At 71.6% G+C, this 16073-nt stretch carries 17 protein-coding genes; 10 read left to right on the plus strand and 7 right to left on the minus strand.

The features are described 5' to 3' along the window. The first annotated feature begins 80 nt into the window (after positions 1–80). Both ACIBQ1_RS04040 and ACIBQ1_RS04045 read left to right on the plus strand, forming a co-directional pair. Positions 81–1610, plus strand: coding sequence for an alpha-N-arabinofuranosidase (locus ACIBQ1_RS04040; protein WP_397274467.1), 1530 nt, complete (start codon positions 81–83; stop codon positions 1608–1610). Between the two features lie 101 nt (positions 1611–1711). Further along, on the plus strand, positions 1712–2710 hold the full coding sequence (locus ACIBQ1_RS04045; RefSeq protein ID WP_397274468.1) for a LacI family DNA-binding transcriptional regulator: 999 nt from the start codon (positions 1712–1714) through the stop codon (positions 2708–2710). A gap of 61 nt (positions 2711–2771) precedes the next feature. Here the strand turns inward: ACIBQ1_RS04045 and ACIBQ1_RS04050 are convergent, their stop codons facing one another. Together ACIBQ1_RS04050 and ACIBQ1_RS04055 are read right to left on the minus strand one after the other, a co-directional pair. Then, positions 2772–3314: a DapH/DapD/GlmU-related protein gene (locus ACIBQ1_RS04050; protein WP_397274469.1), complete on the minus strand. Its 543-nt coding sequence runs from the start codon at positions 3312–3314 to the stop codon at positions 2772–2774. A 59-nt stretch (positions 3315–3373) separates the two neighbouring features. Further along, entirely contained in the window at positions 3374–4360 is a 987-nt protein-coding gene (locus ACIBQ1_RS04055) for a LysR family transcriptional regulator (RefSeq protein WP_397274470.1), read from the minus strand. Between the two features lie 221 nt (positions 4361–4581). On the opposite strand from ACIBQ1_RS04055, the gene ACIBQ1_RS04060 reads away from it, so the two are divergent. Next, on the plus strand, positions 4582–5238 hold the full coding sequence (locus ACIBQ1_RS04060; RefSeq protein WP_397274471.1) for an NAD(P)H-binding protein: 657 nt from the start codon (positions 4582–4584) through the stop codon (positions 5236–5238). 20 nt (positions 5239–5258) lie between these two features. Here ACIBQ1_RS04060 and ACIBQ1_RS04065 read toward each other — a convergent pair whose 3' ends face one another. Together ACIBQ1_RS04065 and ACIBQ1_RS04070 are read right to left on the minus strand one after the other, a co-directional pair. Continuing rightward, complete coding sequence (locus tag ACIBQ1_RS04065; RefSeq protein WP_397274472.1) at positions 5259–5549, minus strand: hypothetical protein; 291 nt, start codon at positions 5547–5549, stop codon at positions 5259–5261. 30 nt (positions 5550–5579) lie between these two features. Further along, complete coding sequence (locus ACIBQ1_RS04070) at positions 5580–6248, minus strand: GntR family transcriptional regulator (protein ID WP_397274473.1); 669 nt, start codon at positions 6246–6248, stop codon at positions 5580–5582. A 91-nt stretch (positions 6249–6339) separates the two neighbouring features. On the opposite strand from ACIBQ1_RS04070, the gene ACIBQ1_RS04075 reads away from it, so the two are divergent. Next, positions 6340–6771 (plus strand): VOC family protein, encoded by a 432-nt coding sequence (locus ACIBQ1_RS04075; RefSeq protein ID WP_397274474.1) that lies wholly within the window; start codon positions 6340–6342, stop codon positions 6769–6771. Between the two features lie 115 nt (positions 6772–6886). Further along, positions 6887–7858, plus strand: a complete 972-nt coding sequence (locus ACIBQ1_RS04080) for a zinc-binding dehydrogenase (RefSeq protein ID WP_397274475.1) — start codon at positions 6887–6889, stop codon at positions 7856–7858. Between the two features lie 191 nt (positions 7859–8049). Here the strand turns inward: ACIBQ1_RS04080 and ACIBQ1_RS04085 are convergent, their stop codons facing one another. Beyond that, the gene (locus ACIBQ1_RS04085; protein ID WP_397274476.1) at positions 8050–8646 is read right to left on the minus strand and encodes a TetR/AcrR family transcriptional regulator; all 597 of its coding nucleotides are present in this window, start codon (positions 8644–8646) and stop codon (positions 8050–8052) included. 87 nt (positions 8647–8733) lie between these two features. Here ACIBQ1_RS04085 and ACIBQ1_RS04090 point away from each other — a divergent pair, with 87 nt between their 5' ends. Beyond that, on the plus strand, positions 8734–9489 hold the full coding sequence (locus ACIBQ1_RS04090) for an SDR family NAD(P)-dependent oxidoreductase (protein WP_397274477.1): 756 nt from the start codon (positions 8734–8736) through the stop codon (positions 9487–9489). 124 nt (positions 9490–9613) lie between these two features. On the opposite strand, the gene ACIBQ1_RS04095 is transcribed toward ACIBQ1_RS04090, so the two are convergent. Further along, positions 9614–10324 (minus strand): helix-turn-helix domain-containing protein, encoded by a 711-nt coding sequence (locus ACIBQ1_RS04095; RefSeq protein WP_397274478.1) that lies wholly within the window; start codon positions 10322–10324, stop codon positions 9614–9616. Between the two features lie 253 nt (positions 10325–10577). Here ACIBQ1_RS04095 and ACIBQ1_RS04100 point away from each other — a divergent pair, with 253 nt between their 5' ends. From ACIBQ1_RS04100 to ACIBQ1_RS04110, 3 genes are all read left to right on the plus strand, one after another. Then, positions 10578–11420 (plus strand): oxidoreductase, encoded by an 843-nt coding sequence (locus ACIBQ1_RS04100; protein WP_397274479.1) that lies wholly within the window; start codon positions 10578–10580, stop codon positions 11418–11420. Between the two features lie 67 nt (positions 11421–11487). Beyond that, positions 11488–12381 carry an ABC transporter ATP-binding protein gene (locus ACIBQ1_RS04105; RefSeq protein WP_397274480.1) on the plus strand — a complete coding sequence of 298 codons (894 nt, stop codon included), beginning with the start codon at positions 11488–11490 and terminating at the stop codon, positions 12379–12381. After that, positions 12378–14006: an ABC transporter permease gene (locus tag ACIBQ1_RS04110; RefSeq protein WP_397274481.1), complete on the plus strand. Its 1629-nt coding sequence runs from the start codon at positions 12378–12380 to the stop codon at positions 14004–14006. Before ACIBQ1_RS04105 ends, ACIBQ1_RS04110 begins: the two co-directional genes overlap by 4 nt. An 82-nt stretch (positions 14007–14088) precedes the next feature. On the opposite strand, the gene ACIBQ1_RS04115 is transcribed toward ACIBQ1_RS04110, so the two are convergent. After that, the gene (locus ACIBQ1_RS04115; protein WP_397274482.1) at positions 14089–14541 is read right to left on the minus strand and encodes a DUF1801 domain-containing protein; all 453 of its coding nucleotides are present in this window, start codon (positions 14539–14541) and stop codon (positions 14089–14091) included. A gap of 262 nt (positions 14542–14803) precedes the next feature. On the opposite strand from ACIBQ1_RS04115, the gene ACIBQ1_RS04120 reads away from it, so the two are divergent. Further along, positions 14804–16063: a ferritin-like protein gene (locus tag ACIBQ1_RS04120; RefSeq protein ID WP_397274483.1), complete on the plus strand. Its 1260-nt coding sequence runs from the start codon at positions 14804–14806 to the stop codon at positions 16061–16063. Positions 16064–16073 lie beyond the last annotated feature (10 nt).

Here is a 16073-nt window from a genome sequence, read left to right on the forward strand (position 1 = left end):
CCCGGGACCTCCCTCCCCTTGACAGGCCCTACTTTATCGATAAAGTAGCCGCCGTTGCTTATCGAGAAAAGGTGTGATCCATGAGTGACGCTGCCGTGTCCGCGGTCATCAATGTGGACGTCAAGGGCCCCGTGATCAGCAAGCACGTGTACGGCCACTTCGCCGAGCACCTGGGCCGGTGCATCTACGGCGGGTTCTACGTGGGCGAGGACAGCGACCTCCCGAACGCCGGCGGGATCCGGCTGGACGTCGTCGAAGCGCTGCGCGCCTTGAACATCCCGAACCTCCGCTGGCCTGGAGGCTGCTTCGCCGACGAGTACCACTGGATGGACGGCATCGGCCAGAAAGAGCAGCGCCCGGTGATGGTGAACACCCACTGGGGCAACGTCGAGGAGAACAACCACTTCGGCACCCACGAGTTCATGGCCCTGTGCGAGCTGCTCGGCGCCGAGCCGTACATCAACGGCAACGTGGGCTCCGGCACGGTCAAGGAGATGAGCGACTGGGTCGAGTACCTCACCCGCGACGGCGACTCCCCGATGGTGCGCCTGCGCAAGGCCAACGGCCGCGACGAGCCCTGGCGGGTGCGCTTCTGGGGCCTCGGCAACGAGGCCTGGGGCTGCGGCGGCAACATGACCGCCCAGCACTACGCCGACGAGGCGCGCCGGTACGCCACCTTCTGCCGCGACCACGGAGACAACCGGCTGTACCGCATCGCCGCCGGCGCGAACTCCGACGACTACACCTGGACCGAGACGCTCATGAAGGCGCTCGGCCACCTCGGCTGCGCGCGCCGGCCGGCCGGGTTCTTCCAGGCCCTGTCGCTGCACTACTACACGGTCGCGGGCACCTGGCAGGACAAGGGCGCCGCCACGGTGTTCGACGACGACGAGTACTACCGGACCATGGTCAAGGCCGCCCACACCGACGAGCTCCTCACCGGCCACTCCAACGTGATGGACTGCTACGACCCGCACAAGACCGTCGGCCTGATCATGGACGAGTGGGGCACCTGGTGGAACGTCGAGCCGGGCACCAACCCCGGCTTCCTCTACCAGCAGAACACGCTCCGGGACGCGCTGGTCGCGAGCCTGCACTTCGACATCTTCCACCGCCACGCCGACCGGCTCGTGATGGCCAACATCGCCCAGACCGTGAACGTGCTCCAGGCCATGATCCTGACCGACCCCGACTCGGGGGCGCTCGTGCTCACGCCCACCTACCACGTGTTCGAGATGAACAAGGGACACCAGGACGCCGCGTCGCTGCGGGTCGACCTCCTGTCGGACCTGCCCTCCCGCGAGGTCGGGCCGGACACGCTGGCGACCGTCTCGCTGTCGGCGAGCCGCAAGGACGACAAGGTGCTCGTCTCCCTGTCCAACCTGGACGCGGCCGACGCCTCCGACGTCGAGCTGGACCTGCGCGGGGGCCGCGTGGGCGAGGTCCGCTCGCGGATCCTCACCGCCGGGTCGCTGCAGACCCACAACACCCCCGACGCGCCGGCCGCCGTCGCCCCCCGCTCCCACGAGCAGGTCACGGTCACCGGTACGGGTCTGCGGGTGCACCTGCCCGCCCACTCCTTCGTCACCGTGGAGGTCGACGTCGCATAACCGGCGCCGTCATGGGCCGCAGTAAGCTCGAACCAGCGGCGGCCACGAGTCGGAAGCGGCCGGATCGGATCCGGCCGAAAGGGCAGGACCTGAGGAGCGGCATGGTCACCATGGGCGACGTCGCCAAGCTGTCCGGGGTGTCGAAGATGACGGTCTCCAACGTCATCAACGACCGCGCCGGGGTCAGCGACGAGGTCCGCCGCCGCGTGCTCGAAGCGATCCGCCAGTCGGGCTACCGCGTCAACGTCTCCGCCCGGACCCTCAGGTCCGGGCGGACCGGCGTCATCGGGCTGGCCGTCCCCGAGATCGACCGGCCCTACTTCGGCCAGCTCGCCGCCCACGTGATCGACAGGGCGCGGGAGCACGGCTTCCACGTCGCGATCGAGCAGACCGGCGCGGCGGCGGCCGGGGAGATCGACGCGATCTCCCATTCGTATGCGCTGGACTTCGACGGGCTGATCCTCAGCGCGGTCGGGATCGACCCCCAGGACTCGCTGCCGACCGGCGGCGACCACCCGATCGTGATGCTCGGCGAGCGGGACTTCGCCGCGCGGTTCGACCATGTCGCCATGCCCAACGAGGAGGGCGCGAAGGCGGCGACCACGCATCTGATCGACCGCGGATGCCGCCGGATCGCGATGGTCACCGGCGACTCCCTCGACGGCGTGAACGTGGTCACGCGCCGCCACCAGGGCTATCTCGCCGGGCTCGCCGAACGGGGACTCGACGCCGATCCGGCGCTGCTGTTCGCCGTCAGCGGGATGACGCTGGAGTCGGGCCGCGAGGCGGCCCACCGCCTGGTCGACTCCGGTCACGAGGTCGACGGCGTGGTCGCGGTGAGCGACACCGTCGCCCAGGGAGTCTTCCGCGGCCTCGCCGACCGCGGCCTCCGGGTCCCTGACGACATCCGCCTCATCGGGTACGACGACATCCCCGAAGCGGCGTACATGGTGCCCTCGTTGTCCACCGTGGCCCCCGACCACCGGTGGATGGCCGCGAAGGCGGTCGAGCTGGTGACCGCCCGCATCCAGGACCCGTCACGCCCGGCCGGCGAGTACACCGCGCCCTTCGAGCTGAAGGTCCGCGAGTCCACCCGCTGACGGCCCCCGGCCCCCGGCTCGTGCCGGGAGCCCCTTCGCGCCGGAAGCCCTGGAGAGGTCGTCACCACCGTCGGTGCACGGTGGCCTTGGTGCCGGTCACCAGGCTCGCCGGTGGAACGTCATCGGCCACGACCGCGCCGGCGGCGATCACGGCATCACGGCCGATGCTGACGCCGGGCAGGATCGTGGCGCCGGCGCCGATCCACACGTTCTCCGCCACGTCGATGGGCGCGCCGCTCAGCCATTCGCGTCGCTCCTCGGGATCGACCGGGTGGCCGACGGTGATGAACGTGGCCTTCGGCCCGATCATCACGCGCTCGCCGAGCCGGATGCCGGCATAGTCCAGGAACGTGCAGTTCTGGTTGATGAACACGCGCTCCGCGAGGTCCAGGCGCAGGCCGTGGTCGGTGTAGAAGGGCGGGTAGATCGTGACTCTGGCCGGCAGTGGCTTGCCGAGGATCCGCGCGAACAGTTCCGCCTTGCCCGCTTCGTCCTCGAAGGGCAGGACGTTCAGGCGGGAGGTGAGTTCGGTGACCCGCAGGACCCTCTCGGCCATGGCCTGGAACCGGGGGCTGTGGATGCGCATGAGACGGTCGCTGGACATGCCATGATCCTTTTCTGGTGTACCGGTGACTGGATGAGATCCGCCAGGCGCTGGTGGAGTCACCTTTGCCAGGGCCGGGGCCGGCGAGGCGCTGCGAGGTCGCCGTCGCCGGGCCGTGGTGTCGTCGCCCAGGACGGGAGCCAGACCGGATCGGGGAGCCTCGGCAGGCTTGCGAGGTGGGTGAGGATTCCACGCAGTCCTGGGTGCGGATTCGTTCTGGGGAGGATGAGCGAGAGCGGGTATGCGAGGGCCGGGTTCACGACGGGGATGCGGCGCAGGTCGTGGTTCGTCGGCCAGAGGTACCGGTCACGTGCCCCGACGAGGGTGGCCACGTTCGCGGAGTCCGCGAGGATGTCCAGGAGTACTTCGTCTCCGAAGTGCGGGCCCGCCGCGTCGATGCGCAGGTCGAAGTCGGTGGCGAGCTGATCGTAGAACTCCGCCCATTCGCTTCGGGGCGCGATGCCCGGCACCCATATCCGGTGCTTGCGCAGTTGCGGCGGCGTCAGTCTGCGCGCGGAGGCGAGCGGATGCCTCGGGCCGACGAGAAGCTCCAGCGGGGAGTCGAACGCGTGGATCATCTGCAGGTCGGGCGGCAGCGTGGCCGGGTCGGTGACGCTACGGAACGAGGCGTCGACATCGCCCGCTTGGACGGCGGCGACCGCCACGCGTGGGTCGTTGACCCTGAGGGTCACCACGTCGAGGTCGGTCTCGGGATGCGCCCGCCAATAGTCGTGCAGAACGACGGCCTGCGCGCTTCGCAGGCCGAGAACATCGATCCGCAGGGCCCGGAAGCCCGGCCTGACCGAGGTGATGGCACGCTCGACACCCGCGACGACGCTCCGCGCGTGGGGGAGGAACGCCTGACCGTCGAGCGTCAGCTCAACCCCTCGGGCGGTACGCGTGAACAGACGGACTTCCAGCTCGCGCTCCAGGGCGGCGATCCGCTTGGAGACTGCCTGCTGCGTCACGCCCAACTCATCGGCCGCATGTTGCAACTGTCCGAGCTCGGCAGCCCGGACGAACGATCGCAATGCCTCGGTGTCCACCGGTTCACCTTAGGCGTGCACAACCGATCGTTGTGGCCAGCCGCGGGTCGGTTGTTCAGTCACGCTCTGACGTGGCTGATGTGATGCGAGCGTCCAACCGTTGGTTGTCGTGCGGGCCCACGGGTGGCTGTGGTCGGCGCCGGGCAGGACGCTTCTCGTGTGCCCCTTCGATGTCCTAATGTTAACATTAGGATGAATTTCAACCATGGAAGGTGATCCGCGTGAAGGTGTTCCAGATCGGTGCCGCCGGGGGAGTCGGGCGCCGGCTCGCCCGCCTGCTCGCCGGCCGCGGTGACGAGGTGACCGGCATGTACCGCGATCCCGCCCAGGCCGAGACCGTACGGGCGTCGGGCGCGACGCCGGTGGCCGGGGACCTGATCCACGACCCGGTGGAGGCGCTGGCGGGGAAGCTCGGCGGGCACGACGCCGTGGTGTTCTCGGCCGGCGCGCACGGCACCGGCATGGACAAGACCACCCTGATCGACGGCAAGGGGCTGGAGAAGGCCGCCGACGCCGCCGCCCGCGCCGGGGTGTCACGGTTCGTGCTCGTGTCGGTGTTCCCGGACGCCCTGCGCGCCGGTGGCGCCGGCGCGGGCTTCGAGCACTACATCAAGGTCAAGAAGAGCGCCGACGTGTACCTGACCCGTACCGGCCTCGACTGGCTCATCGTCCGTCCGGGCACGCTCCGCGACGAGCCCGGCACCGGCCGCGTCACCGCGGGGCCCGCCGTGGAGTACGGCGACGTCCATCGCGACGACGTCGCCGCGTTCATCGCCGCCGCCCTGCGCGAGCCGGCCCTGAACCGCGTGATCGTCGAGCTCACCACCGGCGACACACCCGTCGGCGACGCGGTCGCCCGGCTCGTCCCGTCCCGCTAGGAGAACCGCCAGGACGGCCACTACGTGCCCGGCGTCGCCTGTCCGGTGAGGCCGGGGGCCGCGCTCTCCTGGGCGAAGGTGATCACGATGTATCGGCCGTTGGCGTAGCTGACCACCGGGCGCTGGAGCAGGTCACCGGCCCTGCGGGCGACCCGCTGGAACAGCTCCACCATCTCCGGCGTGTCGGCGCTCACCCGGAACCGTCCGTGGGCGGTGAGGTTCTCGGCGACCAAAGAGGCGAAGTTCGCCTCGGCGCGGGCGTCCTCCTCCGGCGTCAAGGGGGTGCGGCGGTAAGCGGGCTGCTGGGTCATCGCTGATCTCCTCACGATCGGCGTACGCGGTCAGGGGGTGGGGTTCGGAGCGGTGAGCACGTCGAAGGCGTGGAGCCGGTGGGCGGCGAACAGCTCCAGGGCGCGCTCGGCGTCACGGGCACGCAGGGCGGCGGCCAGCCCCCGGTGCTCCTCGGGGATGTGGGACAGGTAGTCCGCGGAGTCGAGGCCGATCCGGGTCAGCAGGAACAGGTGGACCTGGGAGCGGATGGCCTGCCACGCCTCCTCCAGGCGCCGGTGCCGGGCGGCGGCGTAGACGGCGTCGTGGAAGGCGATGTCGCAGCGCACCATGTCGTGCTCGTCCTCGGCGCGCTCCATGCGCGCGGCCGCCTGCTCGACGGCGGCGATGTCGTCGTCCGAGGCGTGCGTGACCACCTGCCGGACGGCGAGCTGTTCCAGCGCGGCGCGCAGGCTGTCGAGCTCGATGACGTCCTCGGCGGAGAGCGTGGTGACGGTGGCGCCGCGGTGCCACGCGCTGCGGACCAGGCCCTCGCGCTCCAGCCGGAGTAACGCCTCGCGCACCGGGCCGCGGCTGACGTCCAGCGCGCCGGACAGCTCCACCTCCCGCAGCTGCGCTCCGGGAGCGTAGGTCCCGGCGAAGATGGCCTCGCGGATGCGGTCCGCGACCTCGTCGGCGAGGCCCCGACGGCGGGCCGGGGCGACCCTGCCCTGTTCGCTCATGGCTCCAGCCTCTCATGGGAGCTCATGCCGCGACTCCTTGTCGTAATGTTAACATTGATACATTGTGTAGTCAGGAAGGAAGGTCCCCCTCATGACGGTTCTCGACTCCCCGATCCCGCGGTTCCACCTGGCCATGCCGGTCGACGACCTGGCCGCCGCGCGCCGCTTCTACGGCGAGGTGCTGGGCCTCGAGCAGGGCCGCAGCTCGGACACCTGGGTGGACTGGAGCCTGCGCGGCCACCAGTTCGTGACGCATCTGGCGCCGGCCCGCGCGCGGCGGATCCACAACCCGGTCGACGGACATGACGTCCCCGTGCCGCACTTCGGCCTGATCCTGACGATCCCCGAGTTCCACCGGCTCGCCGACCGGCTGCGCGCGGCGGACGTCGAGTTCGTCATCGAGCCCTATGTCCGTTTCGAGGGGCAGGCGGGGGAGCAGTGGACGATGTTCCTGCTCGACCCCGCGGGGAACGCGCTGGAGTTCAAGGCGTTCGCCGACGACTCCCAGGTCTTCGCCGTCTGATCGCTCCGGCGGGCCGGGCGGGGGAGCCTTCGCCCGGCCCGCCGGTTGACCTCAAGTCCGATTGAGGTTGCACGCTAGGGAGGTCATGTCACAAAGAAGACAGGAGCGAGCGGTAATGCGGGTGGTTCGGGTGATCGAGTTCGGCGGGCCTGAGATGCTGGTGCCCGGGGAGGCGCCGGATCCGGTCGCCGGGCCCGGGCAGGTCGTGGTCGATGTGGCGGTCGCGGGCATGACGTTCGTCGAGACGCAGATCCGGCGCGGCGCCGACCGGTGGCATGCCAGGCCCGAGCTGCCGTACGTGCCGGGCGGCCTGGTGGCCGGGCGGGTGAGCTCGGTCGGAGCAGGGGTTGATCCGGCGTGGGCGGGCCGGCGGGTCATCGCCGGGACGGGGGAGACCGGCGGTTTCGCCGAGCGGGCGGTGGCCGCGGTCGAGGAGCTGTTCCCGGTGCCGGGCGAGCTGGGGCTCCCGGAGGCCGTCGCCCTGCACAGCGACGGCAGCACCGCGCAGGGGCTGGTCGAGGGGGCCAAGATCCGTCCTGGCGAGTGGGTGCTGGTCGAGGCGGCGGCCGGCGGCGTAGGCAGCCTGCTGGTGCAGCTGGCCCGTACGGCGGGCGCGCGGGTCGTCGGGGCCGCCCGCGGATCGCGCAAGCTCGACCTGGCCCGGGAGCTGGGCGCCGAAGCCGTGGTCGACTACTCCGAACCGGCCTGGACCGAGCAGGTGCTGGAGGCGACCGGCGGTGCGGGGCCGGACGTGGTGTTCGACGGCGTCGGCGGGGAGATCGGGCGGGCCGCGTTCGAGGTGACGGCCCGTGGCGGCCGGTTCTCGGTGCACGGCGCCTCCAGCGGCGAGGCGACGGCCGTCGACCCCGAGCGGGCGCGCCACAAGGGCGTGGAAGTGATCGGCATCGAGCAGCTCTTCGGGTTCGGGCCGCACCTGGTGCGGTGGGCGGAGCAGATGATGGCTCAGGCGGCGGCGGGGCTCGTCCGGCCGGTCATCGGGCAGACCTTCCCCTTGGAGCGCGCCGCCGACGCGCACGCCGCGATCGAGCACCGTACCGCCCTGGGCAAGACCCTCCTGCTGATCTGACGGAGGCTCGCGTCCTTCGGGACGCGCCGCCCGGCCCCTGCCGAGAGACGGCCCGTTCGCGCTGCGGCCCGTTCGCAGGGCTGCCCCTTTGCGCGGTGGCTCGTTCGCGTGGTGGCCCGTTCGAGCGGTGGCTCGTTCGTGCGGCGGTGCCGTCGGCTCCCCTTGGTGGGCGGCGCCTCCGCCCCGTCCCGCTACGGGCGGCCGGCGCGGAGGTGGGCGATGCCCATGTCCAGGGCGGCCTCCAGATGGGTGACCTCGCCGGTGGACATCTGGATCAGGACGCCACCCTGGATGCCGGCGAGCAGCGCGGCCGCCGCGCGTTCGGGGTCGAGGCCCGGGTCGACCTCGCCGGCCTCCTGCATGTGCCGTACGCCGGTGGCGATCTCGGCCTGCCAGCGGCGCACCAGCTCGGTGACCACGGCCTGGGCGGCGGGCGTGCGGTTGCCCAGCTGCGAGGTGACCGAGTTGAGCGGGCACAGGCGGCCCTGGCTCCGATAATGGTCGACGACCGTGTCGCGCCACCGCTGCCAGGCGGGCCAGGAGGTCAGCTCGCCGAGCGCCGGCTGCTGGTTGTCCAGCACGCGGCCGGCCTCGAAGCGGGCCACCGCCAGCAGCAGCTCCTCGCGCCCGCCCGGGAAGTAGTGGAAGAGCTGGCTCTTGCTCGTGGCGGTTCTGGCCAGCACGTCGTCGAGGGCCGTGTCGGCCACGCCGTACTCGCGGATGTGCGCGGCGGCGCCTTCGAGAATGCGCTGCCGCGTCGCGGCCCCCTTGCGGGTCAGCGTGGGCATGGTGACCTCCAAGATTGGACTTGCTGGTCCATTTTAGCCTCGGCATCCTGGGTCGCGAATCCTGCACCTTCGCAAGGGAGAGTCATCATGTCCGCACGTCTTCAGGGGCGCACCGCCCTGGTCACGGGCTCCACCGACGGCATCGGCGCGGCCATCGCCCGCGCGCTCGCCGCCGAGGGCGCCCACGTCATCGTCAGTGGCCGGGACACCGTCCGGGGCGAGAAGGTCGTCGCGTCCATCGCCGAGCAGGGCGGGCAGGCCTGGTTCGTCCGCGCCGACCTCGCCGGCGGGCTGCCCGCCGTCCGCGAGCTCGCCGAGGCCGCGCACCGGCTGGCCGGCGGCCCGCTGGACATCCTGGTCAACAACGCCGCGCTGCTGATCCACCCCGCCCCCACGGCCGAGGTGGAGGAGGCGCTCATCGACCAGGCCCTGGCCGTGAACGTCAAGGCCGCCTTCCTCCTCACCGGCCTGGTCGCCCCCGCCATGGCGGCCCGCGGCAGCGGCGCGATCATCAACCTCGGCTCCATCTCCGGGCTGTTCGGGACGAGCGGCTCCGCCCTCTACAGCACCACGAAGGCCGCCATCCACTCGCTGACGAAGTCGTGGGCGGACGAGTACGGTCCCTCCGGCGTGCGGGTCAACACCGTGGCGCCGGGGCCCACGTCCACCGACAAGGTCGCCGCGATGGCGGACTTCCTGGCGCCGATGATCGCGACCATCCCCTCGCGCAGAGCCAGCACTCCGGAGGAGGTGGCCAAGGCGGTGGTGTTCCTGGCGGGGGACGACGCGGCCAACGTCCACGGAGCCACCCTCTCGGTGGACGGCGGGCGCGCGGCAGTCTGAACCTTGCCCCCGCGTGGAGCCCTCGCGGCGTCGTGACGGGCGCGCCCGCCCCCTTCACGGCGACGGACCCGCCCTTGAACGGCCGGGGCGCTGCGGGCCCGCCGCCCCTGAAGGGGCGCGGCGGTCAGCGTGGGATCTCCCCGGTGTCGGCGAAGGTCTGGCGGTAGTGCTCGGCCGCCTGAGCCATGTCCGAGCTGATGAGCTCGAAGAACCGGCTCGCGGTCGCGAGCCGCCTGCCGGCCGGGGTGTCGGCGCCGAGGATGTCGACCCCGTCCCGGACCGTCTCGGTCCACAGCGTCATCGACCGGGTGCCCACCAGCCACGCCCGGTACCAGACCTCGGCGTCGATGATGTACCGCTCGCGCCGGTTGTCGCGCTCGCGTCTGACGAGCCCCACCTGCTCCAGCCAGCCGACGCCCTTGGAGATGGACGCGGGGCTGACCCGCAGCCGCTCGGTCAGCTCGGCGACGGTCAGGTTGCCGGTGTCGCTGGTGAACAGGCAGGCCATCACCCTGGCCGCCATCGTCGGCACACCCCCGAATCTCGCGGTGAGCCTCTCCTCGAACTCCCGCACCGCCTCGGGGTCACGCCGGCCGGAGTCCCCCGTGGCCGGCGTGCTCGCCGGCGCGGCGGGCCGGCGGCGGGCGCGCCATCCGGTCGCCTGCTGCGCCCGGCCCGCGTGGTAGCCGTGCGGGCCGCCGTTGCGCGCGATCTCGCGGCCGACGGTCGATCTCGGCCGCCCCAGGCGCCGGGCGATCTCCGCGTAGGAGAGCCCTCCCGCCAGCCCCTCCGAGATCTTGCGGCGCTCGTCGTACGTCAGGTGGCCTCCCGGCATGCGCCCTCCCGGCACGTCGTCGTCACGCGCAAGTATGGCTTCCGGACGCACCTGAGTGCGACACGCCAACAGGGATTGTTGCATTTGCCGACATTGTCGTTGCGCCAACCATCCGGCTCTGACCTGCTACGACGATGTTCACAACTTGCCGAATCCGCAAACGCATCCGTAACTTTCCCCGTGGGTGAACGATCGCCGGTCACGCGTCGCGTAGCCGGCCCCGATCACCGTCGAACCCGAGGGGGACCATGGCATGGTTGCCAAAGTATGTCTCGTGACCGGTGCCTCATCCGGCATCGGCCACGCCACCGCGCTCGAGCTCCTGCACGCCGGCCATTTCGTCTACGGGGCGGCGCGGCGGGTGCACAGGATGATGGCGAAACTGCGTGACGCGGGAGGCCGCACGCTGCCGGTGGACGTGACCAAAGAAGAAGACCTCAAGCGGGCCGTCGACACCGTCCTGGACGAGTGCGGGCGCATCGACGTCCTGGTGAACAACGCGGGAGCCGTCGTCCACGGCGCCGTGGAGGACACGCCGCTGGCCATGGCGCGGGACCTGTTCGAGGTCAACGTGTTCGCCGCGGCCCGGCTGGCCCAGCTGGTGCTGCCGGGGATGCGGCAGCGGGGATCGGGCACGATCGTCAACGTGTCTTCGATAGGCGGGGAGGTCGCCTTCCCGCTCGGCGCCTGGTACTACGCCTCCAAGCACGCCCTGGAAGCCTTCTCCGACACGCTCCGCATGGAGACCGCGCAGTTCGGCGTCGACGTCGTCGTCGTCCAGCCCGGCATCATCAGGACCGACTTCGAGGCCGGGACCGCGCGGCAGCTGCGGGAGATCTCCGGAGGCGGGGCCTACCGGGAGATGGCCGCGGCCATGGCACGCGCCGCCGAGGCGCCGGTGGGCGACCGCGGCGACCAGGCCACCGACCCCGGCGTCGTCGCGACGACGATCCGGGAGGCCGTCGAGTCGGACCGGCCGGAGACCCGCTACGTCGTCGGCTGGCAGGCCGAAGCTCTCCTGCAGCTCAACAGGTCCCTCTCGGACCGCGAATTCGACGCGCGCATCACCGGCCCCCTCACTGGCCCCCTCACCTGACCGGGCCGCCGCCCCGCGCGCAGCCGGGGCGGGCGGTCCCACCAGCGGCACAATTCGGAGAAACCCCATGACCCCTGCCATCGCCATTTCCGGGCTCGTCAAGGCCTACGGGCCGGCGCGCGCCCTCGACGGTCTCGACCTCACCGTGAACACCGGAGAGGTGCACGGCTTCCTCGGCCCGAACGGGGCCGGCAAGAGCACCACCATCCGCATCCTGCTGGGCCTGATCCGGGCCACCTCCGGCAGCGCCAGGTTACTGGGCGGCGACCCCTGGGCCGACGCCGTCGCGTTGCACCGGCGGCTGGCGTACGTGCCGGGCGACGTCGAGCTGTGGCCCAACCTCACCGGGGGCGAGGCCGTCGACGTGCTCGGCCGGCTGCGCGGCGGGCTCGACGAGCAGCGCAAGAACGAGCTGATCGAGCGGTTCGAGCTCGACCCGAAGAAGAAGACGCGGACCTACTCCAAGGGCAACCGCCAGAAGGTCGCCCTCGTCGCCGCCCTGTCCGCCGACGTGGAACTGCTGATCCTCGACGAGCCCACGAGCGGGCTGGACCCGCTGATGGAGGCGATCTTCCAGCAGGTCGTCGGCGAGGCCGCCGCCGACGGCCGCACCGTCCTGCTGTCCAGCCACATCCTCGCCCAGGTCGAGACCCTCGCCGACCGGATCACGATCATCCGGGACGGCAAGGCCGTGGAGTCGGGGACGCTGGCGCAGATGCGGCACCTGACCCGGACGACGGTCGCGGCCGAGACCGCCGCCCCGGTCACCGGCCTCGACCGGCTGCCGGGCATCCACAACGCGAAGATCGACGGCCGGAACGTGCGGTTCGGCGTCGACGCCCAGCACCTCGACGCCGCCATCCGGCACCTCACCACGTTCGGCCTGAACTCGCTGGTCAGCCACCCGCCGACGCTGGAGGAGCTCATGCTCCGGCACTACGCGCACAAGGAGGCGGCGTGACCACCACGGTTTCCCCGGCGCGCGGCCGTACCGGATCGAGACCGGCGAGCAGCCACCTGACCGGCACCGGCGCGATGGTACGGCTGGCGCTGCGCCGCGACCGGATCAAGCTCACCCTCTGGCTGGTCGCCATCACGGCCCTCGTCCCGCGCTTCTACTACGCCGCGGTGAACGCGGTCGTCCCGACGCCCGAGGCCCTGGCCGAAGCCTCGCAGATGATCCGCGTCTCCTTCATGAGGGTGCTCGGCGGCCCCCTGTTCGGCGAGGTCACCACGCAGAGCTACTTCCTCGCCGCCTACTGGGTGGAGTTCCTGCTGGCCGCCGCGATCATGAACGTGATGCTCGTGACCCGGCACACCCGGGCCGAGGAGCAGACCGGCCGGGCCGAACTCGTCCGGGCGGCCGTCGTCGGCCGGCACGCTCAGCTCACCGGGGCGCTGATCGTGGCCGTGATCGGCAACGCCGCGCTCGCGGTCCTCACCACCGCCGCGACGATCAGCATCGGGTTCCCCACCGGCAGCGCCCTGCTGTTCGGCGCCTCCCTCGCCGCGGTCGGGCTGCTGTTCGCCGGGGTCACCGCGGTCACCGTCCAGGTCACCGAGCACCCCAGGGGCGCCAACGGGCTCGCGGGCATCGTGCTCTTCGTCGTGTGGCTGCTGCGGGGCGCGGGGGCGCTGCAGAGCCAGGAGGGCGGCACGCTGTTCTGGCTGTCCCCGATCGGCTGGTCGCAGCAGACCCGGGTGCTGGCCGACGAGCGCTGGTGGCCGCTCGGCCTGTCCGTCCTGCTCGCCGGGCTGCTGGTCGCGGGCGCCTACACCCTGGCGAGCCACCGGGATCTCGGCGCCTCCTTGATGGCCCCGCGCCCCGGCCGCGCCTCGGCGCCCTCCTGGCTGCGCTCGTCGTTCACGCTCGCGCTGAGGCTCCAGCAGGGGGCCATCCTCGGATGGGGCGCCGCGTTCCTCGCCATCGGCCTCGTCCTGGGCGGCATGACCGGGGGGATGGAGCAGACCGATCTCCCCATCTTCTCCGCCGACGCGGACTTCGGGCGGGCCTGGATCAGCCTCATGGTGTTCACCGGGTCCCTCTACACCGGCGTCTTCGCGGTCCTGTCGGTCGTCCGGCTGAGGGCCGAGGAGGTGCGCGGGCGAATCGACCCCGTGCTGGCCGGGCCGACCGGCAGATCCACGTGGTACTGGTCGTCCCTGCTGGTCACCGCGCTCGCCGTGGTCGTCCTGCCGGTGGTGTACGGCACCGCGCTCGGCGTCGGCGCCGCCCTGTCGACCGGCGAACCCGGCCTCGTGGGAGAAGTCGCCTGGTCGAGCCTGGTCCGCGCCCCCGAGGTGCTGGTGCTGCTCGCCGTCCCCGCCGCGCTGCTCGGGCTCGCCCCGCGGGCCATGGGCGCGGTGGCCTGGGCCGTGCTCGTGTACAGCGGGTTCATGCAGGTCCTGGGGTCCTACATGAACCTGCCGGGGTGGCTGGTGGACACGTCGGTGCTGTCGCACCTCCCCTGGCACCCGCTGGGGTCCTTCGCCCCGGTGGCCACGGTGGTGCTGACCGCACTCGCCGCGGTGCTGGCGACGCTCGGCCTGTACGGCCTGCGCCGCCGCGACCTCGCCGCCGGCTGAGGCACCGGGCTCAGCCGGCGGTGGCCGTCCAGGAGCGGGCGCAGCTTGCGGACGTCGTCGGCGTGCAGCGCGGAGTCAGGGGCTACCGCTGCTGCCCGCGGTCGGTGGCCCGGTCGACGCCCTTGTGCACCCGCACCGTGCGGTCGATGAGCTCGCGCAGCGCGCTCTCGTCGACGTCGTCGAGCCGCTTCAGGTAGAGGCATCCCTTACCGGTCCTGTGCGGACCGAGCCGGGCCAGCACAGAGGCGTGCCGCTCCTCGAACCCACCCACCAAATAGACGACGAGTTGCTGCTTGCGTGGCGAGAAGCCCGCCAAGGGCCAGTCACCCGTGCGCCCACTCGCGTAGGTGTAGTGGTAGCTGCCGAAGCCGACGATGCTGGGGCCCCACATCACCGCAGGCTCACCGGTCACCTCGGACAGAATCGCGCGGAGGCGCTCCGCGTCGGCCCGCCGGCGTTCGTCAGAGACCGCGGCCAGGAAATCGTCCACGCTGGCGTCGGTCGGGACCGTCACCGGCTGCTTCGAGGTCACCATGACGTCATGCTCCCACGCCGGTGTGACAAACGGTGGTGGGCGCAAGGGAGCCCGATCCCGTCCGTCGTTACCTAATTGCGCAGGATGACCTTTCCGACGGTACGGCGGGCGGCCAGGTCCGCCAGGGCCTGGCCGGCCTGCGCGAGCCCGTACTCCCCGCCCGTCAGCGGCGCAGCCGGCGCCCGCGAACGCGTGATCGCCGTCGCGAAGCCCGCGCGGCGTGGGCCTGCCGCCGGCGCGGCCTCTGTGTAATTCTGTAAGCATGACCGAGCCCCCCATCGTGATCGAGCACCGCGAGCACGTGTGGTACCTGCTCGTCCAGGCCTCGCAGCTCGAGCACATGATCATGTGCCAGTACCTCTTCGCCGAGTTCAGCCTCAAGGCCGAAGGACTCACCGGCGAGCAGCAGGCCGCGGTCGATCGCTGGCGCCAGGAGCTCCACGGCATCGCCGTACAGGAGATGCTCCACCTCGCCCTGGTGGCCAACCTCATGTCGGCCATCGGCGCCGCGCCCACCTTCGGCCGCCCGAACTTCCCGCAGTCCTGCGGCGCGTTCCCGCCCACGATCCAGATGCGGCTCCTGCCCTTCGGCGAGGCGGCCCTGGCCCACTTCCTCTACCTCGAACGGCCCGAGGGCATGGAGCGGCACGACGCCGCCGAATTCATCTCCTGCGACCCGCCGCCCGAGCCCGTCGCGTCCGGCGAGATCTTCCCCCGCGCGCAGGAGTTCGCCACGGTCGGCCATCTCTACCGGGGCATCAAGGACGGCCTGACCGCACTGGTCGCCAAGCACGGCGAGGAGCAGGTGTTCTGCGGCTCGCCCCGGGCCCAGGCCACCCCGGAGCTGTTCCGCTGGCCCGAGATGGTCGCGGTGACCGACCTCGCGTCGGCGTGCGCCGCCATCGACCAGATCATCGAGCAGGGCGAGGGCGCGCAGGGCGACTGGCAGGACGCCCATTACGGCCGCTTCCTGAAGATCTGGGAGGAGTATCACGCGCTGCGGGCCGCCGACCCGGCCTTCGAACCCGCCCACCCCGCGCTCGGCGCGTTCACCCGCCAGCCCTTCGACGTGCGGGAGCCGCAGCCGCTGATCGGCGACGCGCGGACGCTGGCGCTGGCCGAGCTCTGCAACCTCGCCTACGAGGCGATCCTGTGGCTGCTCACCCGCTTCTTCACGCACACCGACGAGAGTGAGGAGGAGCTCGACGCCCTGATCGGTGCGGCGATCACGACGATGGCAAGCGTGCTGCGGCCGCTCGGCACCGAGCTGACCCGGCGGCCCGCCGGCCCCGCCCATCCGGGACGCACGGCCGGTCCGGCCTTCGAGATGTACTACCTGATGGACAACGTGGTGCCCTGGCGCGAGGCCGCCTGGACGGTGCTGCTCGAACGGCTGCGCCAGATCGCCGAGCGCAGCGCGTCCCACGCCGCCACCGACCCGGTGGTCGCGGCGGCGGCCGAGCAGGTCACGGCGGTGGCCGACGCGCTGGACGCCGCCCGCGCCAAGGCGGCCTCCGGGTAGGCGAGCACGC

This window comes from Nonomuraea sp. NPDC050153, assembly GCF_044460125.1.
Classification (GTDB): domain Bacteria; phylum Actinomycetota; class Actinomycetes; order Streptosporangiales; family Streptosporangiaceae; genus Nonomuraea.